The organism is Nostoc sp. LEGE 06077, assembly GCF_015207705.1.
In the GTDB taxonomy this organism is placed as follows: domain Bacteria; phylum Cyanobacteriota; class Cyanobacteriia; order Cyanobacteriales; family Nostocaceae; genus Nostoc_B.
On record NZ_JADEWI010000052.1, the window covers coordinates 1 to 24,280 of the forward strand.

General features: G+C 39.7%; 22 protein-coding genes. 18 read left to right on the plus strand and 4 right to left on the minus strand.

What is annotated here, in order from left to right:
* From IQ244_RS24820 to IQ244_RS24830, 3 genes are all read right to left on the minus strand, one after another.
* Positions 1 to 367: DnaB-like helicase N-terminal domain-containing protein (locus IQ244_RS24820; protein WP_322746100.1), on the minus strand; the 367-nt coding region annotated here is incomplete at its 3' end.
* An 82-nt stretch (positions 368 to 449) separates the two neighbouring features.
* Positions 450 to 1,781 (minus strand): hypothetical protein, encoded by a 1,332-nt coding sequence (locus tag IQ244_RS24825; RefSeq protein WP_193898933.1) that lies wholly within the window; start codon positions 1,779 to 1,781, stop codon positions 450 to 452.
* Between the two features lie 364 nt (positions 1,782 to 2,145).
* Positions 2,146 to 2,355 carry a helix-turn-helix domain-containing protein gene (locus tag IQ244_RS24830; RefSeq protein WP_193898936.1) on the minus strand — a complete coding sequence of 70 codons (210 nt, stop codon included), beginning with the start codon at positions 2,353 to 2,355 and terminating at the stop codon, positions 2,146 to 2,148.
* A gap of 314 nt (positions 2,356 to 2,669) precedes the next feature.
* Between IQ244_RS24830 and IQ244_RS24835 the strand changes: the two genes are divergently transcribed.
* From IQ244_RS24835 to IQ244_RS24910, 15 genes are all read left to right on the plus strand, one after another.
* On the plus strand, positions 2,670 to 2,831 hold the full coding sequence (locus IQ244_RS24835; RefSeq protein ID WP_193898938.1) for a hypothetical protein: 162 nt from the start codon (positions 2,670 to 2,672) through the stop codon (positions 2,829 to 2,831).
* A 3-nt stretch (positions 2,832 to 2,834) separates the two neighbouring features.
* On the plus strand, positions 2,835 to 3,077 hold the full coding sequence (locus IQ244_RS24840; protein WP_228059126.1) for a hypothetical protein: 243 nt from the start codon (positions 2,835 to 2,837) through the stop codon (positions 3,075 to 3,077).
* Positions 3,074 to 3,343, plus strand: coding sequence for a hypothetical protein (locus IQ244_RS24845; RefSeq protein WP_193898940.1), 270 nt, complete (start codon positions 3,074 to 3,076; stop codon positions 3,341 to 3,343). The genes IQ244_RS24840 and IQ244_RS24845 overlap by 4 nt, the downstream gene beginning before the upstream one ends.
* A 323-nt stretch (positions 3,344 to 3,666) precedes the next feature.
* Positions 3,667 to 4,176, plus strand: coding sequence for a hypothetical protein (locus IQ244_RS24850; protein WP_193898942.1), 510 nt, complete (start codon positions 3,667 to 3,669; stop codon positions 4,174 to 4,176).
* Positions 4,177 to 4,188: 12 nt separating this feature from the next.
* The gene (locus tag IQ244_RS24855) at positions 4,189 to 4,827 is read left to right on the plus strand and encodes a hypothetical protein (RefSeq protein ID WP_193898944.1); all 639 of its coding nucleotides are present in this window, start codon (positions 4,189 to 4,191) and stop codon (positions 4,825 to 4,827) included.
* Between the two features lie 242 nt (positions 4,828 to 5,069).
* Positions 5,070 to 5,729: a hypothetical protein gene (locus tag IQ244_RS24865; protein ID WP_228059127.1), complete on the plus strand. Its 660-nt coding sequence runs from the start codon at positions 5,070 to 5,072 to the stop codon at positions 5,727 to 5,729.
* Positions 5,730 to 5,793: 64 nt separating this feature from the next.
* Entirely contained in the window at positions 5,794 to 6,363 is a 570-nt protein-coding gene (locus IQ244_RS24870; RefSeq protein ID WP_193898950.1) for a hypothetical protein, read from the plus strand.
* Positions 6,360 to 7,820 (plus strand): hypothetical protein, encoded by a 1,461-nt coding sequence (locus IQ244_RS24875; RefSeq protein WP_193898952.1) that lies wholly within the window; start codon positions 6,360 to 6,362, stop codon positions 7,818 to 7,820. The genes IQ244_RS24870 and IQ244_RS24875 overlap by 4 nt, the downstream gene beginning before the upstream one ends.
* Positions 7,821 to 8,315: 495 nt before the next feature.
* Complete coding sequence (locus IQ244_RS24880) at positions 8,316 to 8,570, plus strand: hypothetical protein (protein ID WP_193898954.1); 255 nt, start codon at positions 8,316 to 8,318, stop codon at positions 8,568 to 8,570.
* A gap of 188 nt (positions 8,571 to 8,758) precedes the next feature.
* Positions 8,759 to 9,025, plus strand: a complete 267-nt coding sequence (locus IQ244_RS24885; RefSeq protein ID WP_193898956.1) for a type II toxin-antitoxin system RelE family toxin — start codon at positions 8,759 to 8,761, stop codon at positions 9,023 to 9,025.
* A 233-nt stretch (positions 9,026 to 9,258) separates the two neighbouring features.
* Complete coding sequence (locus IQ244_RS24890) at positions 9,259 to 10,806, plus strand: Cas10/Cmr2 second palm domain-containing protein (RefSeq protein WP_193898958.1); 1,548 nt, start codon at positions 9,259 to 9,261, stop codon at positions 10,804 to 10,806.
* Between the two features lie 50 nt (positions 10,807 to 10,856).
* A complete protein-coding gene (locus IQ244_RS24895; protein WP_193898960.1) occupies positions 10,857 to 11,852 on the plus strand; it encodes a type III-B CRISPR module-associated Cmr3 family protein in 996 nt (331 codons plus the stop codon).
* Positions 11,853 to 11,922: 70 nt separating this feature from the next.
* Entirely contained in the window at positions 11,923 to 12,738 is an 816-nt protein-coding gene (locus tag IQ244_RS24900; protein ID WP_193898962.1) for an RAMP superfamily CRISPR-associated protein, read from the plus strand.
* A gap of 2 nt (positions 12,739 to 12,740) precedes the next feature.
* Positions 12,741 to 13,166, plus strand: coding sequence for a hypothetical protein (locus IQ244_RS24905; protein WP_193898964.1), 426 nt, complete (start codon positions 12,741 to 12,743; stop codon positions 13,164 to 13,166).
* Entirely contained in the window at positions 13,156 to 14,766 is a 1,611-nt protein-coding gene (locus IQ244_RS24910) for a hypothetical protein (RefSeq protein WP_193898966.1), read from the plus strand. Before IQ244_RS24905 ends, IQ244_RS24910 begins: the two co-directional genes overlap by 11 nt.
* 84 nt (positions 14,767 to 14,850) lie before the next feature.
* On the opposite strand, the gene IQ244_RS24915 is transcribed toward IQ244_RS24910, so the two are convergent.
* A complete protein-coding gene (locus IQ244_RS24915; RefSeq protein WP_193898967.1) occupies positions 14,851 to 15,939 on the minus strand; it encodes a pentapeptide repeat-containing protein in 1,089 nt (362 codons plus the stop codon).
* Positions 15,940 to 16,670: 731 nt separating this feature from the next.
* On the opposite strand from IQ244_RS24915, the gene IQ244_RS33265 reads away from it, so the two are divergent.
* From IQ244_RS33265 to IQ244_RS24930, 3 genes are read left to right on the plus strand one after another with little or no spacing between them, the layout of a single operon-like run.
* Complete coding sequence (locus IQ244_RS33265; protein WP_193899000.1) at positions 16,671 to 17,939, plus strand: MerR family DNA-binding transcriptional regulator; 1,269 nt, start codon at positions 16,671 to 16,673, stop codon at positions 17,937 to 17,939.
* Positions 17,936 to 21,145 (plus strand): hypothetical protein, encoded by a 3,210-nt coding sequence (locus tag IQ244_RS24925; protein ID WP_193898969.1) that lies wholly within the window; start codon positions 17,936 to 17,938, stop codon positions 21,143 to 21,145. The genes IQ244_RS33265 and IQ244_RS24925 overlap by 4 nt, the downstream gene beginning before the upstream one ends.
* 44 nt (positions 21,146 to 21,189) lie before the next feature.
* Positions 21,190 to 24,195: a pPIWI_RE module domain-containing protein gene (locus IQ244_RS24930; protein WP_193898971.1), complete on the plus strand. Its 3,006-nt coding sequence runs from the start codon at positions 21,190 to 21,192 to the stop codon at positions 24,193 to 24,195.
* Positions 24,196 to 24,280 lie beyond the last annotated feature (85 nt).

Sequence of the window (24,280 nt, forward strand, 5' to 3'; positions counted from 1 at the left end):
TCCATTTATCCACAACTACAGATGCAAGCGCATCAATGTTAACTGCTGATACAGTCTTATCAACCAGCGATGCTAGTTTGTTTCGCCCACCGATAATTTCTAATAAGCCATTATCAGTTAGATAGTTAGTTACCATCAGCAAATCTGTCGGCAATTCAAGTGCATTGAGTTTCAGGACAGCATTATAGATTCGACCATGAGCGCTGATATAGAAGTGATACGGTTTCAAAATGTCGCGGACACGTTCTATAGCTACGGGGTCAAGTAAGATACCCCCAAGTATCGCTTCTTCAGATTCAATGCTTTGTGGTGGCAGCTTAGAGGCTGTAGTGCCAAAAGGAATTACGTTGTCGTCACTAGCGTACATATTCAGCTTTGATTCCCATTAAGGCTAAAGTTATACATTTATGCACTTAGGAAGTACAAGCAGTGGTGTGATTGTCGTTCCATCAATCGGGAATATCGACAAATCTTTCAGGGTATCTGGCACTCGCCCATTCATACCATTTGGCAGATACAATATGCTTGCAAAACTTAGACAGCCCTTCACTTAGGAGCATATTGTAGTAGTGATCATGCTTCCACGCCTCCCAGTTGAGAAAATCATACTTCTTGCGCTGTTTTTCTTTCTCTGTGGGGTCATCAGCGAAGTTGTTAATTTTCTGCTGTAATGTCCGGCAAGCCGCCTTCCATTGCTCGAACATACAAAGTACTTCAGTACTACCTTCATCTTGTTTAGAAAGTACTGTGGTCACGTATGAAGCAACGCTGTTAATGTCTTTGCCTTGCGCTCGCTGATAGGTTTGATAGTAAAGCAGGAAATCAACCTCTTTAACTGGATCTGAGCTAAAAACTAAGCTTTGAGAATCGTTCTCACGCGCCGCGCCGGAAAAATGGTTTTCATGAATGGATTGGTCGTTAGTTGTAGAGACTTTCTCTTTATTAACAGCGTGGCGATGATCTTGAACTACTTTGTTTTGTCCAGTGGCTTTGCTTTCTTTTTCCTCTTTTTTCTCTGTCCCTCCAGTGATCGATTGAGTTAATATTATTTCCTTGATCTTATTAGAGGGCTGAAAGCTTTGCTGTGAAGGAGTTTCAAGCTGAGTAGCATCCATTTTTGGCACTATGCCATCCACTTTTGGCACTATGCCATCCACTTTTGGCACTATCGGTGGTTTTGTATTATTTACATCATCCATTTTTGGCATCATGGATACTGATTCAGCCGATGTATTATTTACATCATCCATTTTTGGCATCATGGATACTGATTCAGCCGATGTATTATTTACATCATCCATTTTTGGCATCATGGATACTGATTCAGCCGATGTGTTATTTACATTATTGATTTTTTGTACTACAGATAAGTCTTGCAACAGCAATGCGCCAACTTTTACGGGGTCAACACGGTAAAACTTAGCCGCATTGCCCTTATTTTTTTTAAATTGACAAGAAATTACGTAGCCTGATTCCTCTAGCCCCAGTAACAAACGTTGAATACTACGTTGTGACCCTAGTGCTGGATATGCGTTTTCCCACTCTTTGTAAGTAGCACTAGTCCACCATTCCCCATGATGAAAGTAGCCATGCTTGTTGAGTTTGGCATTGCTTAAACACCAGCTTTCAATGACTTGAATCAATAAAGCTTGGTTAACACCTACTACGTTTGCTACGCTCCAATAGAGCTTAGTATATGCAGGTTCATAGCCGTGAGTAAGTCGATAAGCTGTAATCGGGCTTGCTGCGGTTAGTGTTGTAGTTCCCTGTATAGGATTCATTTGTATTACCTCGAAATCTTCTAGATTTCGGGTAACTCCTCATCTTGCAAACTCGTGCCGCTAAGTTATTATGATTATAGCGAGCGCGGTGTACCCAGTACCAAGAAGTGTCCAGCCTCTTATTGCACTTGGAGTTACCCGGCGTGTTTAAATCAATAAAAATCCAGCCTCCGCTGGTACGCGTCCCCTCTAGTTTCTGCTAGTGGGGATATCCGTTTTAAGGAGCGGTGCTAAATTTTCTACGCCTTTTCCAGGGCTGTCGGTTCTATATCGCCGCTTCTCTTTGGAATTGGGACTAGGATTTATTTTGAAAGATTTTTGCATTGCACTTTTCCTAAATACAAAATTGGTTTTACGCGATCGCTTAATCTTCGCTCCATTCCAACAATTCACCGGGCTGGATTTTATAGAAGTCACAGATTTTGTTAAGCGCTAATCTATTAGGTATTTGCTCAGGATTTTCATATAAGCTGTAGACAGTCGTTTTGCTTAAGCCTGTGCGCTCGCTGAACTCATAGCGCGTAATTTTGAGCTTTTCGTCAATAAACCTCCTTACTGTGTTGCGAACTGGCATAGAAACTCGTCTGGTAATAACAGACTCCTATTAAAGCATCTTACAAGGAATGTTGTTATACACAGCGTTATTTGATTAAAAGCAATTTGACATTAAAAGCTGTCTTGTATTAATATAGCCATTGTAAGGCTAAAAAGACAAGGGCAGTCAAAACAGTCAAGGGCTGACAAAGGTTTCACCCACAACGGCTTAATGACCGCAAGTATCCAAAAGTCTTGCACGGTAAATATTTTCAAAACCTTAATAACTACATAGAGCGGTAGTCATTCCGCTCACTAAACTTGATGCCTGCATTCATCAGGAGTTATTTATCAATGCGAGTCAGTATTAGACAGCCATTGCAGCCATTTATTAATGCAAAGGCTAAAGAATTGGGTGTTGATGATGCTGGCGAAGTGGTTAACTATTTGCTCTTGCAAATTATGTCAAACAACGCCACGAGCGAACCCGTACAGACACAGACTAAAAAGGCTTAAACGATGAATATCAATTTACGCAACTTAGAAGCAATCAACGAACTGCCTTCTGAGAGAGCAATATTCAATCAAAATCAATTACGAAGGTTAAAAACTTGCTCTCGCTGGCTTAGAGAAATTCAAAATTCCTCAGAATTCAAACAACTGCAATACTCTCCAGATGTAACACTTGGCGACGCAATTCAAGCTTTGGATGAACTACTTAATGAACAAGATTACTGTGACTGGGGGGAGAAAATAAGATGACTGATTTGCAACTTGTTGGATGCGTTACTTTGCTTACCCAGTCTAAAACCTACAGCATTGACGGCATTTTGTATCGATATCTATACAGCAACGGCAGTATTAAGCACACACAATATATGTTCCGTCCTCTGCCAAAACAAAGAAAAACCGCCGATTTGCAACTCAATCGAGACAAGGTATTACGCAGGGTTTATGAAGTACCAAGCTTGTACAACCAGCATCTAGCAACACAGACAGCTACAGCAATTCAACAGAGTTTGTTTTAAAGGTGATATCTGCTACCGCGCGGAGCGGACAAAAGCAAGAAGCGAGCGCGTCAACTAGCCCTAAAAGGGGTGTATACGCGGGGGTAAAATCGATAATTCAGTAAGTCTGCAATCGGTAAGTGCTTTGTTATTACGCGGTTCTAGCCATTGAGTGCAACACCGTCAAAAGCTTCTAAAAAGTTATTTTCTAAGGTTATTGACAGCCTCTAATAACAGGGGCATATCCATAACTCTGAATCAGTCTTGGGGGCTAGTCAAATACCTGAGAATCTCTGGACAGTCAGTTGGTTTTATACACACTTAGACAAGATTACAGAGGTAATGTGGCAACAAAGAAGTATTTAGCTAAGTATCGCAAGCTCAGACAGATTTATGAGCGAGCGCTAGATAAGACAATTTCAGACGAGACTTGGTATCGGGTGGTGTCTTTTCTCAAGCAGCGTTTTAGCTTGAGGGTTGAATCGGAGAATGCAGAAACCATAGTTGAGACATTTGCGGGACTTAAACGGCGTTACAGTGCGCTAAGTCCAACCAGAGAGGGATTTGAGGAGCGTTGGCAAGCATTCAAATATTTTTATGACTCAGAAGGTGGCTACAGCGGTATTGAAGCATTATCAGCCCTGTCCAAATATCTAAAAATCAATCTTGACGACGTACCCCGCAGCACTCGTTACTACTGGTTTAGTCAAGCTGGTCTGTCTTACAGCCTTCATGGCAGCTATCACAGCAAAGATTTAGCACTTGTCGCGTTTGTTGCAGCTAAATGGGCAATTAACAAGCGTTCGCAACCAGTTAAATCTGCTGAACCAAAAGTTTTAACACTAGCTAAATAAAGAGCAATCACCATGTCTGACAAATTTACTAATAACGTCCGCGCTCGCTTGTACAAGCAAGGCTATCAAGGATTTATTAAAGACGATTACACTCAAGCCGCCCTCGCTGTTGAATGCGATGACCTGAACAATCCCACCAAAGAACAATTGAGCCAAGCCGTTGACTATCTCAAAGCCAAAGCGACAAGTCAATTATCTGTAACTGATGAAAGAGTTGAAGAAAAATTTCTCACACCAGTAGAGTTTGAACAGGCCGAGACTGAAATTGAAATAGGTACGCTCACGGTGTCCCCTCAAGATGTAGGCGAGATGATCACGAATAAAGCCTCACAAATGGGTGTAATCCTTTCAGAGCAACAAATTAATGACATAGCCGATAGCGTTGACATCTCAGCCAACACCTTTGACGAAATTCTCGAACAGGTAGAAACAGCACTACTCGCTTATGCTGACTTTTCAGCCAATCAAGTTGACGCAAAGATTGACCAGACGTTGACCAGAGTACAAGAACGGGTAGTTAATCGCCATGAACAAAGCAGAGACAAACTATCTCGTGGACTAACGGGCATTAGTGCGGCTTTGGAGAATAGCCGTAATCAAACTAAAAGCCAACTTTCCGGGATACTCACCAGACTCAACGCGGTTCAATAGTGACGACTTAACACTGCTTGAATGCTTAGTAATTCGCTGTTCAAGGATGAATTACTTCTCCAGAATTGCTGTTAGTTTAAGTGCGCTTGCTGCTGTGATTTTGCCGTTACATTACTGGGTATATCTGCCAATTAAAGAGCATGATAACTATCAGCAATATCTCAAACGAAAGTCAGCTATTGAGCAATACGTAAAACGAATGGAATATCACTGCCACAAAATATTTACCCCAGAAAAAGAGTATGGCTGTAAAAAATTCAATGAAGCTCAAAAATCAGGTAACTTCCAAATCTCGCCACTTGGAACGCCAGTTAAAAAATAAGTTCAACGCATCTACTAACTTAGTAGTCAGAGCCTTAACAGGTGATAAATCAGCATTGAAGCTGATAGGACAAATGGGTAATGACGGGGCAAAGATTAGCGAATTCGCCCCACAAGTAAGAGAGCAAATGTTAGCTGCTATCAAAGGCACTGAGGACTTAAATCTAGTCCTGGGTGATATTTATAAACAGGCTGGTGTAAGCGGCGAAAAAATTGAAAGAGCAGTGCAGTCAGCAATTTTAGCTGACACTCATTTAGCGAACATCCTAGAAGAGATGAAGCTTGATTTCGCTTCGTCCCAGGATAAAGAAACGCTACGTCATCAACAAGCGACAGACCACATCAAGCTGAAAGCATGGGTCGATAAACACATGATGCAAGTTGATGGTGAATATAAGATGTTACAGACCGAATTACAGACAGATATTAGACAACAAACAATTGACCTGCAACATGATAAAGAACTGGGCAAGTATTACTTAGAAATGGGTGATAACGCTCGTGATGATTTTAAGCCGAAAAAGCAATATGCTCTACGTTCAATTGTCCAAAAAATCAAGGATGCCCTACTAGGTTTTTGACAGTTCAATCCCGATAGCTACCACCTAAATTGACTGTCGGGCAAGTAAATATCTTAGTGTTAACATGACATACGATATTGAGGAGAATCAAGAAGAATTAGTCAGTGAAATCTCCCCCGATACGCCCCTACCAAAAGATTTAATAGAACATCTGGAATCGCGTAAACAGCACCGTAAAGATGTTATTAATACAACTGATAAATTGACACGATTCTTTGTTACTTGGTCGCTAAATTCTACAGGATTATTTATAGCTAAGTATCTCTTAATAACTGGCGGTGGCGTTAACTTGTGGCTGGCAATTACGCTCTCGTTTTCTATATGCAGTGTTGGCTCTCTGGCTGGGCTAACGGGCTTGAGAGTTAATTACAACAGTGACGGACTAGAGGTAGATAATATGCAAAATCTGTTGAAAACTGCTGGGGGTTTGTTGTTTGCAGGTGTCACTACTTTGTTAGCAGTTAAAGACTATCAATATTTTGAGAATTTGACTAAAGAAACAGTCAGCCAGATTAGCCAAGACATCCAAACTATTGAAAAACAAAATCCACAATCAGACCCTTGGTTAAGTATTGCAGTCGCGTTGGCTTTATTCATTGGTTCCATTGCAATTATTTTTAGGGGACGAGAATGAAACAAGGTGTTTTCGAGTTAACGCTGGCTGGTGTGTGTGGTGTAGCTGCAATCATCGGGCTGGCAACATCGCAAACACGTCAGCCCTACGATTTGACACAGATTCAGTTCTGCCCCACGTCAATTAATGGTGTAGAAAGTCAAGTAAAACTAGATAAACGTTTTTGTAACCAGCCGCGTTTTGTCCTGACTGAAGAATGGCGACGCTACGGGCTGTATGGCAGTATCATTCCCTACAAAGGTGATGCCATTCAATGGGTGCGTGATTTGCCTACAGATAACCCTAATCAGTTGCTTGGATATGGGGTTGCAGTTGTGGGGCTATGGGGTATTGTGGGTTGCTTGCTTGTGCGTTCGCAACGGCTCAAGCGCACTGATTATGAATTGGGAGAGCTTGAAAAGACAGGCGACTATGCAACTTGGCAGCACAATTTGCACAAACGTGAAGTTAAGCAGCATTCAACCCAGCTTTACACTGAACGCTTGAAAGATGGGCTGTCAGGACTGGACACAGAAGAACGTTTTGCGCTGGGCTTGACAGATGAGGAAAACGAACGCGCTAAGGCACGTATCCAGCTAGAGGACTTTATGAAAGCCCGTGCTGTTAATCATTCTGTGATGGATAAAACCATTGCTGAGAACCTGAGAGATCAAGCCAAGGCTGAACAAGAACGCGGCAAGATTGAGGGTAAAACCAAGGGAGCGATCGCAGACAGCGACAATCAGCAGTCAGTTGATCAGCAACGAGCAACTGAACTCATAGAAGCGCTCAAGGCTCATGAGGATGGTTGGTTGTGGAAGATTATCGACAACTTAACCCCACTGTGGTTAATCGGTCGCCAGGGGTCAGGTAAAACTTACACGAGCGCGGCTATAGCTCTTGTTAGAAAGCATTGCTTAGGGATTCCTATTTACTACTTAATTGACCGTCACGCAACTGGGGACAACTCTAAAGCATGGCGATATCTTGATACTCAAAATATTGCAGAGTCCGAGTTAGAGATAGGTACTGCGCTTGATACTCTCTGTGAGCATTGGCTATTAAGAATTAAGGGTAAAAATGACTTAAATCAACCTGCTCAAATAACGCCGGAACAAGTTCTTATTGATGAATATACCAACCTGAAATCATTGATTGGTGAACCCGCAGAAAAGTTTTATAAACTGCATTTGACAGACACCAGAAAAGCAAAAGTAAATGTTACTGGTATTACCCATAATGACACTAATTCTAGCTATCCCGAAGGGACACAAGCAATGAGGGAGGCAGGTACAATCCTCATTCAAAAATTCTCAGCTAACGGTAAAACCCCACTGTCTAGAGTCAAGATTGTTCGTGGTTTGCTTGATGATAATGGGGAGGAGTTGAAGGATGCAGAGCGTACACTGCCAAGCTGGTTTAATCCAGAGGATATTTACAACCATTTCAACGGTAAGCCAATTGATTTTGATGCGTAAATTAATGTGCTTACTGAGGAGCATACCTGCAAACATAAGGGCGTTCTGCAACCATAAATAGACTGTATCACCCAGAAGCGCAGCAGAGCAAGTAATAAAAGTTACATAATTTATGTGTCTGCTTTTGCATAATTTTATGATGCTTATAAAATATAAAGATTGGTTATTTCCGCTCCGATGCAATAACCCGCTCCAACCCCTACCCTATGCGTACATTGAGGGTAGGGACTGCCGCGATTATTTCAAACGTGTAATAAACATACCAATTTCGCTTTCTTTCCAACAAAGCGACTTTACCCAGTCACCGGGATTTAAATATCACTATTATAGCGTTTTACTAAAACTATCAGCTAGCTAACCAATAAAGAATCTATAACTGCTAGAGTTAATCATTATGAGCTATTGTAAAAGTTGTTGAGCGACCAACAATACTCGACTCGCCCTTGACTGGCTAAAATACCTAAAACTCAAGCCAATAACGATAATTTTGAATTTATGACTCACCGATATACAGACATTGATTACAAAAATCTTCAGATAGCTATAGACAAGGTTGTTCTAAAAGGGGAACGTATTATTCTTCAAAGAGAAGGAAAAACTGTAGCGGCTATAGTTCCTATCGAAGAACTAGGTATACTACAAGAATTGGAAGAGTTGGAAGATGGTTTTGATTTAAAAGCAGTTCAGGAAGCGATGAAAGAGCCTGGAATAGTTCCTTGGGAAGAAGTGAAACTAAAATTTGGGCTTTAATTGTTCTTTTGTCTAATTTTCAGCATTTGCAAAATAAATTTGCTTGTGCTATACGTTTAAATAATCTATACACTCACTGCGGAGTTTCAACCGTGATAAAGATACTGCTAATCGATACAGGCTAACACGAGGGGAAACCCTGAGTATTTCAAACGTTGAATAAGCATAAAAATTAACTATAAAGCAAAATGGAATACAATACTGACCTAAAACCTTGTGCTGCGAGAGATTTTGGAAAACTTGCACAAGATGTTCAGAAGGCTGTTGCGGATGTCATAGACTCCTTGAAAGAAAATCCGCGACCTGTAGGAGTGAAAAATTTTTCTTTTAATAACCAAGACCTGTATAGAATTCACGAAGGACATTACCGAATCATCTACGAAATTAATGATGAAGCCCACGTAGTGTTAGTAGTAACAATTCGGAATCAATACGAAGGCTATCTGAATATTTGATACAAATGACATAGATAATACTTATTATTATCTATGTCATTTGTAGCACTTTTAATCAAATCTGCATCCTCTACTATATAAATCGAGAATACTAGCACTATGTAATGCAGATTAGACAAGCGCAAAATACGAGAAGTATAGTATTGACTTTGGCACACCTCAAATACAACCTCTTATGCTGTAACTAAGGTGTAAATTATTCAACTTTAAACAAATAGCATGTATCTGAATTGATGTCTACTACCATCTACACAGCCATCACTTTTGCACCCACACAGGAATTTATTGAAAAGTCTTGGAAACTGCGCGACTTGTACGGCAGTTCATTTATCCTTTCCTACCTAGCTCGTGCAGTATGCGAAGCTGCTAAAAAGCAAGGTTTTCATGTTGTCTCCCCAGCGATAATTAATGTTGTCGAAGGTATTCCTAACCAAATAATTATACGGGGAGCATTTCAGGAAAAGGATGCAATCGCTGTATTCAAAAAAGCCTGGAAAATTATCACTCGTACCTGTCAACAGTGGATGGAAAAACACCTTAAAGGAAAACCCCAGTGGCGTAAGGAATGGGAATTATGGACAAATCATGCTTGGGAGTTTTTTTGGGTACAGGGTGAAAGTATCCGTGATGTCTGGTGCAAGCTCCATAACATCAAGCTTCAGCGTAATTGGATTGGCATCAATTGGCAAGGTGAAAGTTCTATGCTTTCTGGTGTAGATGCTATTGCCTACTTTGGCATGGGAAGTCATCGCAACCCCACTCAACCCAATCTCAGCGTCGAAGCAGAAGAGATTCGCTTGTTTTACAAACAGTTGAGTCAATTAACGCTAGTAGAGAACGTATTTGTAGATGAAAGCGAACAGTTGAGCATACCTGAATTAATTAAGCGGCTAATTACTTTTGATGCTATTGCCAAGCAACTCAACCTTAAACCTGATGAACTCCCAAGTGTACAAATTCCCGAAAATTTCCGCGACTTAAACCGCTTGGCTGATAAATGCTGGACAGGGTGGTTTCAAGGCAATTGCGACAAAATCGTTACATTCTTAACAACAGTCTCAAATCATGAAAATGAAGAAGATATTCTCAACCAATTCAGTGAAAGGATGCTGAACTGGGGTAAAAATTGCTTGAAACCTTCTGTAGCAAACGGTCTTGGTCAAATTATTTATGCAGGCAGTGACGATTTTTTGGGAGTATTTTATCGCAATTCGCTAGGGAAATTAACAGCCCAAAAATGTCTGCGTTGGTTCTACGGTTTCCCCAGAGTTTGGCGTAAACACGAATATGCAGAGGATATTACAGCCAGCATCGGTTTTGTGTGGGCGGCACCGAGAGTGCCACAGAGCGATGTCCTGCAACATTGTCGAGAAGCAGAGAAGTCAGCAAAGGATAAGGGGCGCGATCGCATAGCATTGCGAATATTGTTCAACAGCGGTAACTGGCTCGAATGGGTTTGTCCTTGGTGGTTTTTGCAGGATGTATTGGAAAGTTATCGTGACAGGAACTATGGGCAAAAGTGGACACATATATATGATGATGTCGCGATGCTGGAGTCCCGCCATGCTTTCGATGGTAATCAATCAGAAGTAGCTTTGGCACTGTTTGAGGTTTACTTTGGTAGCGTCAATCGAGCCACGTTGGAGAAACACCTGTGGGATGTTCGGGCTAAAACAGGAATTTTAGTAAATCGTCAGGAAGACTGTAAAGACCTACATCAAAGTCTCAACGAATGGATTATCAATTTGGCGAAAGTCGGGTTTCATTTAGCTGATAGTTGACGTTCAATAGTTCGCTGTTAATTGTGATTTTTATTTTAACTCAGTTACGTATGTTTAAGTTCCTAATCATTATCGAACCCTTGGGATTTCTGTATGGCAGTGCGGGGCGTTTCCTCGAAGCAGAAAATTTAGTTGGGCGTTCAGGTAATAGCTTTCCTCCCAGTACGGCAACGGTGTCAGGGTTATATGCTGCTACAATAGAAACTGAATTAATCGCCTCACTCCAAATTGCTGGCCCGTTTTGGGCATATAATAACGAACCACAAAATTTTTACGTACCATTGCCGTTTAACTATTTGGTGCAAAAGGGGAAAATCAAACACCTATTGCATTGGGACTCCAACGCGCAGGAATGGCAAACGGAAACGGGCGACTCGCCAAGAGGCAAGTTTGATAAAAGCGAACGCTGGATTGCAATTAACTCTTGGCATAAACCGCAACAAGTGCATCAAAATCCTTGGAAATACCTACCGCACTTACATCCTCACTTGGGATTGGAACAGCGCAAGGTTGAAACTGACAGCAATCAAGGCAATTTGTTTTTGGAAAACGCCGTACAAATGCATCCTGATACCTGTCTAATATATCTTAGCAACACACCTTTAAATGATGGCTGGTATCGCTTCGGTGGCGAAGGGCACATGGTAGATGTGTATTGTGCAGAAATTGCGTATTCAACTCAAAAGTTGTTTGATCAACCTGTTGGGAGGCAGTTTGCCCTAATTACCCCTGCCGTTTGGGGTTCCACTCGCTTATCTTACCCCGAACCAATGACTTACAAGAATAACAACTGGGAACCTGCTTGGGACAACGAAGCTATCCTCACGGAACGCCCCAAACCTTTTCGGTATCGGCTTGGTGGTAGCGGCAAAACTAAACGCCTATCTCGCGGACGCTACGCCGTTCCTCCAGGTAGCGTGTACGTTCTCAAAAAACCACTGAAACAACCTTGGTATAAATGGTCAGAGCTATGGTTTCCCACAGAGGCTTATAACTTCAAACGTTGGGGATGCGGTCTAGCGCTTCCTTTGGGAGATGGTAAATAAAGGAGAAATAATTTTTAGCTGACTCGTTTCTAATTAAAATTTACCACTTTAAAACAGGAGCTACATATAAATGTATTTGAAAGGCTACGGCATAATTAAAACTTTAGCACCCCTGCATGTGGGAGCAAGTGCAGACGAAGAAAGTGGGAACTTAAATTTTATCTTCCGTGACCAATTTACACAGACTGGTATTGTTCCTGGTAGTTCAATTCGCGGTTCCTTCCGTGTAAATATGCGTCAATATTTTGGAGAAGCTGAGGCTAATTATTGGTATGGTGAAAGCCTTACTTCTGAAAAGTCGAATATTAATAAAGAATCGATTATTAAATTTGAATATGCTTCGATTGTTTGGCTTCCTGTATTTTGTCCTGGTCAACCAATCGTTTGGGTGAGCTGTCCCTATTTACTCAGACGCTACAAGCGTATTACTGGTAGAAAATTTGATATTCCTTACCCATATACAGGTTCAACAACCTTAAGAGCGCGTGAATCAAAAGGTAGAAAAACCTTATTTTTTAACTTGGGTTTTTTGACAATTAATCAAATTGAAAATATTAGCGATTGTTTTCCATCCGGAGAAGAATTACCCGCAGTTGTCGTAGACGATGCAGATATTTCTATGATTCACGATATGGCATTATATCGCCAAAGCCGCATTCGCTTAAAAGAGGATGAAAAAGTAGTAGTAGGTGGTGGTTTCTTTAACACCGAAGCATTACCTGAAGGAACACTACTAATTTTTCCTATAGCTATCAAGACTACTGAAGATAATCGTTATAAAGGGTTCCCATTTGGTGAATATCGGAAAAACGAATTAGAAATGTATCTAGGTGGATTAGAATCTATTGGTTTTGGTCATTGCTTAATTACTTTGGAGTGGAGCTAAAAATGACTTGGCAACCCTATAATTTAGACCAAGAAGCACAGCGTTTAGTCTTAAAATATCGTGATTTAAAAGGCGTAATTGGACAATCGCACAAAATGCGGGCAACCGTTGCTTTTGGATTAGAACGATTTTGGGGAGAACACCTGCGACTAATAGATAAAAGAAACTATGAGTATCAAAATCCAGGTCAATACTGGCACGATACTTGGAAAAGTTTTACAAACATTATGCGACCAATAGGGATATTAATTCCCTGTGAAGAAATTGAAAGCAGCGATACTAAAAATATTCAAGAAACCGCAGAAAAACTGTGGAGTATTCCTCTAGAAGACCAAAGAATATGTTTAGCTGTTCTCGCACAATTTTGTGACAGCTTAGTGTGGTGGAGTCAGCGATACAAACTTCCCGGAGATAGTGATGACGAATAATAACGCTAATGAAGTTCCCTTAATGTTTCAAGCGCCAGTTAGAGGACGCGGACAAATTCAATATATTCAAAACCCAGAAAAATTTGAAAGATGGGTTGATGAATGGGTAGAAGGTGCTGCAACAGACGTTCCTCAGTTTAGTAACAATATCAGAACAAAAGAATATAAAATCACCTGGCGTTTTGTTTCTAACAGTGGACAAAATGAAGATATGATTCGACCAGTCATCGCTGCAAAAGGATTTCCATTTTACCCTGGTGCAAGCATGAAAGGTGCTTTTTTACGCGCTTGTACTCCAGAACAAGCGCAAAGATATTGCGGTGGGAAACTTCATAGCAGCGATACCCAACCTGGATTTCTCCGTTTTCACGGTGGTTATCCCAAAGATGCAACTTGGGGTGAACAAAAGTTAATTGATGTTGTTCATCCTCAACAAGATTGGCAAGTTAAAAATAACAGTGGACACTCAGCATTTATTCAGATATCCCTTTATCAACCAACCTTAGTATTTGGGATTTCCAGCACCGAAACATTAGAAACAATTGAATGGGAGACTATTTGGAGTATCTGGGATAAAGCCATAGAAAGGGGTATTGGTTCGAGAGTTAGTGCTGGTTATGGTCAACCTATGAACCACTCACACACAAAATTAGTCACTGTTAATTTGTGTGGACAAGGATTAGCATCAAAATTAATTGATAGAACAGGCGAATTTCGTCCGAATATGTTTAAAGCCGCTTTACGAAATCATACGTTACGTTTATTTAGCGGTGTCACTGATGAAAATACAGCAGAGGAATTAACTAGAGAACTTTGGGGAGGATTCGCTGGTCTAAAAGGTGCTGTTGTCGGACAGTTAGGAATTGCTTTTCATGCTGTTGATTTAGAGATGAAAGCGTACCGATATGGTAAGGTAGCTGTGCCTATCTATGAATTAAATTCAGGAATTCTGAATATTGTTTGCATGGGTAACTTCTTAGAGGAATACAAGAAAGAATTAAAGAACTTAGCATTACTAATTTTAAGATTTTCTATGCTGCTGGGTGGTTTTGGTAAATCGTGGCGAAGAATTGACCATAGCTTATTCTTCCCAGAATATGAGAAACATCCGATAGGTTGTCATTGGGAATTTACTAAGCAATCAAATAAATACTACTTTCCGGTAAATCGCCTCAATCATATCACTAATATTTTGGATTTTGCTTACAATACTGTCAACAACTGGCTCAAATTAAAAGGTAAAAACCCAAGTAATAAAGTTAGTTCATGGCGCGAATCATTCCATCCTCAAAAAGTTCAAGTATGGGGGCGCATTGCAGAAGATGAAGACGATAGTTTAGCAGTGAAATGGTTTCACTGTAATTACAAAGAAAACAAATCAATTAAAAGCTCAAGCCTCACGGGTAAGATGGGTCAAATCGGTCGAATTTGGCATCGAATGTATCCGCATTATATCAAGACTAAGGAAGGAGAAATAAGGCGTAAAGGACGAGAATATGTAGAGTTACTCACGATTTTTCCAGATAAAAATGATGAAAAAACACAAGATTTTTTAAAATTTATAGAAACTAGCCAGTTTACCAAGCTTTGGGGTGAATAAATATATCTATTTGATTTGTGTCAACTGGTAATAGGGGCTAAACTAGCAAAAATACAGTAGTCACTTGTCATGAATCTGCATCCTCTACTCTGGTGGTAAATCCAACTGGGTACAAAAATCTTTGTCGTATTTTGCCTTCTCCCAGTTCATAGCAGATTTAATTTGATCAATAGTTATGTTTGTGGCACCAGTTAGGTCAGCACCAGTTAGGTCAGCACCAGTTAGGTCAGCACCAGTTAGGTCAGCATCAATAAAATAGGCACCATTAAGATAAGCACCATTAAGATAAGCACCATTAAGATAAGCACCATTAAGGTTCGCACTTTCGAGGTTGGCAATTCTAAGGTTAGTACTAGCGAGGTTGGCACTAGTCAGGTCGGCACTTTTGAGTTTGGCACAAAATAGTTCAGCATCTTTGAGGTTGGCACTAGTCAGGTCGGCACTTTCGAGTTTGGCATTAATGAGGTTGGCACTAGTCAGGTCGGCACTTTCGAGTTTGGCATTAATGAGGTTGACACTTTCGAGGTTGGCACTTTCAAGCTTGGCACCGCTTAGATTTAACTCACTTATAAGTTCTGCATCAATTAAAAATTCGATAACGTTACCTTTTCTTTCGCTATCTTTGTCTAGCCTCCGTAGCACAGATAATGTTCTAGCTCGTGCTACATCTAATGCTGCATCTCGCAAAGGGTTTTTAATGTCTAAAGTCTTAAAATTTTTATCAAGCAACAGTTGTGACATACGATCAATATAAGACTCTAAAGCTTCTTCTCGTAAATTTTTATCTGCTATTGCTTTTTCCACTTCAGCTTGTTTTTCAGCACTTTCTTTTTCTTCTTGGGCGCGTTTATCTGCACGCCTCTGTTCCCTACGCTCAAATTGGAATAGCACAATTGGAATTGCTAATGTACTAGCTAAACCTAACCAATCCCAAAAAGTTTTACCCGATTGAAAATTCTCTGTTGTCTCTGTAAGCTTAATAATTGTTCCATTTTTGGGATTTATTACCTCTCTGATAGCCACTGATTTATTTGAGTCTTCACCAAAACCACTCCAGTTAAATTGATAGAGAATAGTGATAACTCCAGCAGCAATAAAAACACCTATAAATAATTTTTGTTTATTAGGTAAAGACTTTATCAAATTAGTAAGCTTTTCGCGCCATTCGCTCATATATATTTTCAAGCATAGGTATCTAACTATACTTTACTATTAAGCACTCATTTACAAGAGTAAGCTTGTTTACTTCTCTAATTTTTTGAAAACTTTACTAACATGGGGTAGCCTCCTTTTCGAGCGTTTGTACAAAAAACCCCAGGTAGTAAATTCTCAAACCCACACAGGACAAGATGATCGCACAGAGTAGGTATCTCGGCGGCCACCCAAATAGAGTTACCTGCAAGCTGCTTTCCATCCTGCCCTATAGCGGGGTACAGTTTCAGCAGATTGGCCAGTCCCGTGACGAGGGCGAAGATGTAAGGTGATTTCCGTATCAAGTCGAGAAAAAATGATATCCGTTTTGATAGCAACGATTGATTAAGCAGGGGTATAGAAGCGAGTATAGACAGTTGAGACAGCCGCAATATGAGCAGATCCTATTTGCGTGGATTATACCTGTAAGTGGTCATCGCGCTGCAAACATAAGCAAGTTTAATCAGCCAACGAAAGAACAAGGGTTGTAGCGTTTGTGCTGTCGGGCTGAAGTATAAGTCTTGGTTAAGGGTGTGTCATCGCTGACGAAACAATAGGCTTTTCGGTCGCTTAGATTGTGATTTGACAATTAGTTGGTCATAGATTACCTAAATCCCAAAGTATGGATGCCCAATCTAAAAAAATTTTGCATAGGTTTGCATAGGTAAAACTAGATAATGCTATATTGAAAAACAAGAATTGAGGAAAAACCAATTTCAGAGTATGTAAGCCCAAAAGAGGCAGCACGACGGCTGGGAGTGAGCGTTGACTCCTTGAGACGATGGGAAGCTGCGGGCAAAATTAAGGCAATCCGAACCCCATCCGGGCAGAGACGATTTGACATTAACTCCTACGTGCCTGGCGATAAACCTGATACAAAGCCAAAGACAAGCTCAAAAAATGTCAAGACAACAGATGAACCAACCCTGCGTCAGATAGCTAAAGGAATAGTTCAGTATGCACAACAAATGCAAAAGCTCAAACTTTTCCCTTACCCAGCAGTTCTGCAACTGGGAGTAGAAAAATTACAAGCTAATTGTGTGATGCAAAGTAAAACCCAACCTCAAGGGGTTCCAGATTTCCTGAGTAACTGGGCGGAACATCCTATAAAAGATTGGACTATTGAAATTGACTGTCCAGAAGAGTGGAAGGATGTTCAATTTGTTGAAGACCAAAAGCCTAGTGGTTTTTGTATTGAATTAGATGGTTCATATATTAGCGAAGCCGAGCGAATTCAAAAAGAGGTGATGGAAGAAGTTTTTAGAAAATCTGCACAAGACCCAAACTTATATATAGAGTTTCGCCGCTTACTTGTTAGTAACCCTGTGATCACAAAAGGAGAGCGAGATGTAAAAGCAGTTCTGCAACTCAAGCCATTACAAAAGGTCTTAGAAGATAGTTATGAAGAAGCTCCAGCTTCTTACAAAAAACAGGGAAAGTTTTATTGCTGTGGTCACTGTAGCGGGTTAATGCATCGGACTGTGGACAATCAATTAAACTGTGAGAACAAACACTGTGCTAAACAAAAAAAAGCTCCAGTTCCTTTTGAATGTGATAAAGATGACCAAGTTTTATGGCTGAAAAAAGGGCTGCGATATTTTATTCATCGACCAGGGTGTGCAGAACTAAGAATAGAAAAACGTATGAAGGAGTTAGGATTAGAAGTAACTCTCTATCCAGATTTTGATAAATACGACCTGCATATTGTCTTTCCTGATAAAACAGTCTGGGCAGTTGACGTAAAGTTTTGGGAATCTGCATATAACTTAGCTAAAAAGGTTAACGAGCCTATACCTAGACTTACCCATCAGCCATACCACGAAGCATTTTTTGTATTCGCTGATGAAATTAAAGAGTATGGAGACGAGTATATTCAAGAGTTTATAAATCACTGTCCAGTTAAATTAAAAAAGTCTCAGGCAATGTTTGAAGGGACTTTTATGAAAGCAGTTGAGAAAAAATTAAGAAATTGTCAACTATGAGAAATACAAAAGAATGGCGGACTCGACTAATCAAAGAAGGATTAGTCGATAATTTATGTGATGTAGAGTTAGGACTGTATTTATTAAGTTCTTTAGTTCCTAATGCTCCCGCAAGTAGTCTATGGGTATTGCTGACTGGTTATCCTTTCTCTATTCCAGAATCCAAAAGCTGGAGTCAATTGCAACATAAAATGTATGCCTCTGGGCGTTATCTATTAACAGAGTATAGAAGACCTTATGTATGGTCAGAAGCACTGAATAATTATCGTAATTTGCCCACAGACCAGCGAGGCTATGAAGTATCTGAATCTCTAAAAGAGTTTAAAATTAATAGCAATATAACAATTGCCAATTTTAGATTTGACGTATATGCAAAAACATTAAAAAATCCTATCCCATTATATAAAAGACGCGAAATAAAATGGGCAGAAGCTGACCAAACATATAAGTGTGAAGTAAATGGAATCATAGAAACAATTGCAATCCCTTCTGCTCTTGTAAAGTCTCCGCCAAACGGACACAATTTAAGTGGTAAATCCCTACGAGAGCCACTTTGTATAACTTGGAGAGAGCTAGAAGATACCGCAGCATGGATGGATAGACAATGTAGTAAGCGGGGGCTAAAATCCCAGTGGAAAAGATGGATAAAGAATGTCAAATTACAGGTTTTTAATGATAATGATTGTTTAGTCCAAGTTGAATCTCTAACCATCAACAAGATAATGCATCTAGTAGGGATGGTATCATCAGGCAAATCCAACTTAATGAAAGTTCTGGCAGTTTGGGCAGCAATAAAAGGATTACACATCACGTTAATCGTAGGAGATATCCTTCAAATTTTTGAATTGGCTAAGACTTTTGCTGATGTAGGAATAACCGATGTTGCCCCAATTTTAGGAAATTCAAATAGAAAGAGTCATATTAATCGATTACATCAAGCTGTTTATAATAACCATCCTGAAGAACCATTCAATCAAGAACATCCTGCTTTTCAATGGATAAGTAATACTTGCTTGTTGAGCGGTTTGGTTAACCCTGAAATGTCAAAACCGTTTGAAATAGGAAAACAACCTTGTCTCTCTCTACAACTTATTAAAAAATCAGAATCAACGGATATAGAAAATCATGAGGCAGATGAGAAACAGTCAGAGTCACCAAAAGCGAAAATGGCTTGTCCTGCTTACAGCGTATGCTCTTACCATAAAAAGGAACGAGATTTAGTAAAAGGTTCCATCTGGATTGCTACACCGGGGAGTCTAATTTATAGTAGGTTGCCAAAGCAGATAAATCAAGAAAGCTTACTTTATGCTGAGTTGGTCTGGAGGCGTAGTGACTTAGTAATTGTGGATGAAGTAGACCAATATCAAGCTTATTTAGATAAGGCATTTAGCCCAGAGCAAACATTACGCCGACCAACAAGAGATGCTTGGTTAGATGAAGTTTTGCAAAAGGTTGAAGCTGAATTGGTACGTCAAAATTCTCAACCACTTAGCAAAAAAATCGTCAGCGATTGGTGGGATGCTTCTCAACAAGCTAAACGAGTCACAGACCAAATTTATTGGATGTTAGGAGGAGACTATCCTGAATTATCTCAATGGCAAAATAGTAAAAAATATTTTACAGATTGGTTGCTATTGCGAGAAGTTGCTATTGATTTAGCCGGAACAGAAAATGCCGATAATTTAATGAAGGATATATTTGAACCTTATATAAATAATCTAGACAATGACAAGGATTTACTTTTTACCCTCACTCATAAAGCCATTGATAAGAAAAATTCCCTTATTGAGTGGGTCAAGAAACAAGCCACTATTCCTTTAGAACCACAGAAGATTCAAGAAATTGCCGTTAAATTAGAGTTTGCATTATTAGTCTGCGTTTTACAAAACAAACTTTACTTTATGATGCGTCACTGGAGGCAAGTACAAGATACCCTCAAACTAGAAGCAGAAGATTCAATGTGGTTTCAAGCACCACCCGCAGACTACAACGCAATAATTCCCGCAATGCCAATGGGAAATCAGTTGGCATTTCAGTATCACAAATCTTATAAAGAACAGTTAGGAAGTCTGCGGTTTTTTCGTTGTACGGGTGTTGGTCGTTGGTCACTTCTACATTTCAATGATTTGTTCGCCAGTGACAACATAGCAAGTCCCCATATATTGCTGATGTCAGGAACAAGTTGGGCTGGTAAATCTCCGGCATACCACGTTGATGTACCAGTAACCGGAGTCCTGTCACCAAATACTAATAAGGGATTTTCAATCTCCTCTGAATTTTTACCGTTATACGATGAGCAAAATCGACCAATCTTTGTATCAGGAACAGGGGATAAAAAACAGAAGAACTTGGAGAAAATTGTCACGAAGTTAGTAGAGGAAGAATATTTAGCTCAGAAACTAATAGACCTTAAAGGACGAAAAATATTGTTAGTAGTTAATAGCTATGAACAAGTAAAAATAGTCCACGAACATTTAGTTCGTCTAGGGTGGGGAAATCGAGTTATAGCTTTAACAAGAGATGATAATAAATCTGAATGGCTAGATGATGATTCAGAGAATGAAAACCATAACACATTGCAAAGAGGACGAGTATCTGAGTTTGCCAATAAACCTGACAAGGTAATTCTAATAGCCCCGCTAAAAGCGATAGAGCGTGGTCACAATATTGTTGATGAGAAAGGAATGGCAGTAATTGGAGCAGCTTACTTCTTGGTTTTACCACACCCAAGTCCTGATGACCTCAGCTATGCAATTCACTCCATAAATCGTTGGGCAATTGAAAATTACAAAACATTTGAGGAAAAAAATCTGGAAGACTTAGGTAATAATTTTCGAGACACAGCTTATCGTCAATGGTTGCGGTTGCTACACCTACCAGTAAGGCTAAGAACTCTTGATGAGAAAAACTTACCTGCTATGCATTGGGATATTGCTGTTTCACTTTGGCAGGTAGTAGGTCGGCTTATTCGCGGCAGTAGTAATGCAGAACTCTTTTGGTGCGATGCCAAGTTTGGACTTAATGTTGCACAGATGAATGAACAAGAGGATACCCCTTCAACAAGTATCCTTATTGGCATCCGAGATTTGCTACAACCTTATTTTGAGGAGGATGATCTTCAGATTACACAGCGAGATAGACAGATAGTTCAAGCTCTTTATCGCCCATTTTATGAAGCGATCGCCAAAACTAAAAATCTTTTCTGATGTTCTTCTGTAAACATTTCACAAATTTACAAATAATTTGATTTATGTCATCACCTAAATACAACAAAATCCGCCTGTGTGCTTTCCGCCTCAAACACAACTTAGCCGCTAAAAATTTTTATGCACTGAATTTTCCAGAAACAGTTAAAGACTCATTAAAAAATCTTGTAGCCGAGAGAGATAGCCGCCCCAAAGATAAAGTTGGTATTCCCATCACATCACTCAATGAAGCTCTACGGGCAAGTATCCCTGGTTTAATTTACATTGGTAGAATTTGGGAGAAAATCTGGTTATACAGTCCAGTTGAAATTTCAATAGATAAATTATCAGTAATTTTCTCTCATTGGCTAGATACTGAGTTTCCAGATGAACACCCAAACAAGCGCAAGAAAGGGATAACCTTTGACCAACGACAAGCTGTAATGCAGCAACTGTCGAACCCTAACAATTTCAAGTGGGAAATGGTAACTCTAGAAACGGAATTATGGAAAAAATATGCTAATGGAACCGCCAATATTACTGAAAATGCAGATGGATTTATCCTATTGCCTGATATTCTAGCAACGCAATTGAGTGACCCAAACTTAAAGTTCAAATTAAGTGATGAAACAATTCAGTTCTATCGCTGTGCGCCAATAGAAGGAGCAGGAGCAGAGTTGATATCTTGGCCTCCGCTATCGTACACAGAAAACAAACATACTTACTATTACTCAATAGTTCTGACTTTGAAAGTACAAACGGTTCCATTCCAGCCATATCCTCAACTGCAATGTGATATGAGTATCCGGCGGTGGTGCAGTAGAAATGATACTGGTTTGCTACTAGGAGGGCAAGCTAGTTCTGTGTATATTCGTACCAAGCTTCAATGGAAGGGATTAAATCCTTACGGTTATACCGAATACTTTCAAGTCGCTCCACTGGTATGGAAAGGAGAGCCTAAGTGGAATAATAACTTAGCTGGGTTATTAGCTCAATTCAACCCGCTTCCATATACCCCAGAGCAAATTTTAGCTAATCCCACACAAGCACTTAATTTCTCAAATATTCCTAACATTTGTGTTACCTACAAAGATGGGATAATTCCAGGTCATAAAGTAGGTAAAGGATTGCCACCAAGCAACCGTCGTCAATTAGCTGAACAAATAGCATTGTTGTTAAAAGATCATTGGGAACTAATAGAATATGAGCGGTTCAATTATCAAATAAATACTAAGCAATCTGCTAAAATATTTGATTTACCCAAGCCTGATGGTACATCTTGGACTATGGGTATCCCAAAAAGAAAAAAAGCGGAATCAGAAGAGCAATTTAAAGATAGGTACGATAAATTTTTTAAAAAACAAGAATTAGAGAGAGAGCAACTTAAAAGTAAATATAATGTTTCCGAGGAGCAATTTAAAGCTAGGTACGAAAAGCTTTTAATAAAACAGGAATCAGAGAGAAATACTTTTCATAAAAAAGAAGATGAAACAGATGAAGAATTTAAAATAAGATACGATAATTTATTAGAAGAATTTACAGAAAAACTCCGTTCAGAGAGTAAAAGACTTTGTGAAGCCATACGTAACTGTATTGGCAAAGAGCTAACCATCGAAATTTGGTATATTAATGAGTCAACACGGGATGCACTTATAAAAGCGATATGGTATTGCCTGGGGTTGAAGACAGCGACAACGGGTATTCATAATTTCCCAGATATAGATTTGACTATAACTATACGTACACAAGAAATAGGTAAATTAGCAGAACGTTTAGCTTTATCTACAGATAAAACAAAAAAACCAAATTCCAAACAACGAGAAGAAGCTATTAAGAGTAGAAAAGCTGAAGTAGCAAAAACTGTTAATCAAATGCAACCTGTCACAGGGAAAGTAGGGGTATTAGTTGAACTTTATGGCGAAAACCATTGGAAACCTGAATGGACAGACCCCCAAGCAGCTATTCGTTTAGGCTTTGCTCAAGAGAAAATTGACAGGGTATCTAAGTTTATTGTCCCTGAACATGAGGAATTAAGAAAGGAATATGAAAAGGCAGCCAAAGATAAAGGAAGAGAGTTAAACAGGCGAGAGCAGAATGAAATTAACGAATTACAAGAAGAACTGCCGCAGAAAGCGATAACTTCTTTTTTAGACCTACTGCGGTCGTTGGGAGTACAAATAGCTCCGCCTCGCATAGTTATCCCATCAGCAATTCTTCCTGAACCTCTTACTTATGTTGGTTTATTTTTGGTTAACCGCACTTCTAAAACCAGCGCACATGGGAAACAACAACTCATCCCAGTTATGGTGAAAATGCGTTCTGACTCTCAAACAATAGAAGCTACTTTTAATGGTCTATCTGATTGGATACCCTACGATGAAGCTTTAAGAAAGATAAACTCAAAAGGAACATCTATTACAGGAGATAACGACAAGTTAAAAAAGGAGATAAAAGGATTTATCAAACGAATGCTACAAACCAAAGAATTAAGAGATAAAGATACATTACTCCTCTGTGATGCCCAAAACATCCGAAGGTATTGGACATGGCTACAAGATACACAAATATCTCAAGATGGGATAGTTTTTGGCACTGAATCTCCTCAAATGATGCCAAAACTTCGCGTAGTTCGGGTACGCCAGGATGGAGAAACTCCAGAATGGTATGCTCTGCATGATACAGAGAAACAGAAAGTGAAGTTGTTTGATAATTTGGTGGAACTTGAGCAAATAAGTGTGGCGACGGAGGGACTATTTAAGACAGACAGTAATGAACGTATATTTCTTAGTGTTGGGCAAAAGTCTAATACAATGCCAAAGGAAAAACGAGATTTCAGTAAATTGGATAAACCTCAACTCCACTGGTCAAACCCTGCAATACTTGAGTTAGTAGTAGCTTGCATACAACCAAAAGATGAACCTTGGCATTGGGCAGTATTGACGCATGAATTACGTTGCTTGGCATTGCAATACAAAGACACTTTAGCTCGTCCAATTGTTCTTCACTTAGCAGCGCAGATGGCAGATTATGTTTTGATGGTGGATGAAGATTCTTCAGATGTCATCTCATAGCTTGATCAAAGTAAAAACATGGGCTTGAATAGACCCAAAACAAGGGTAGCTGTCGCCAGAGCCAGCTGCTCAAAATTGATATCAC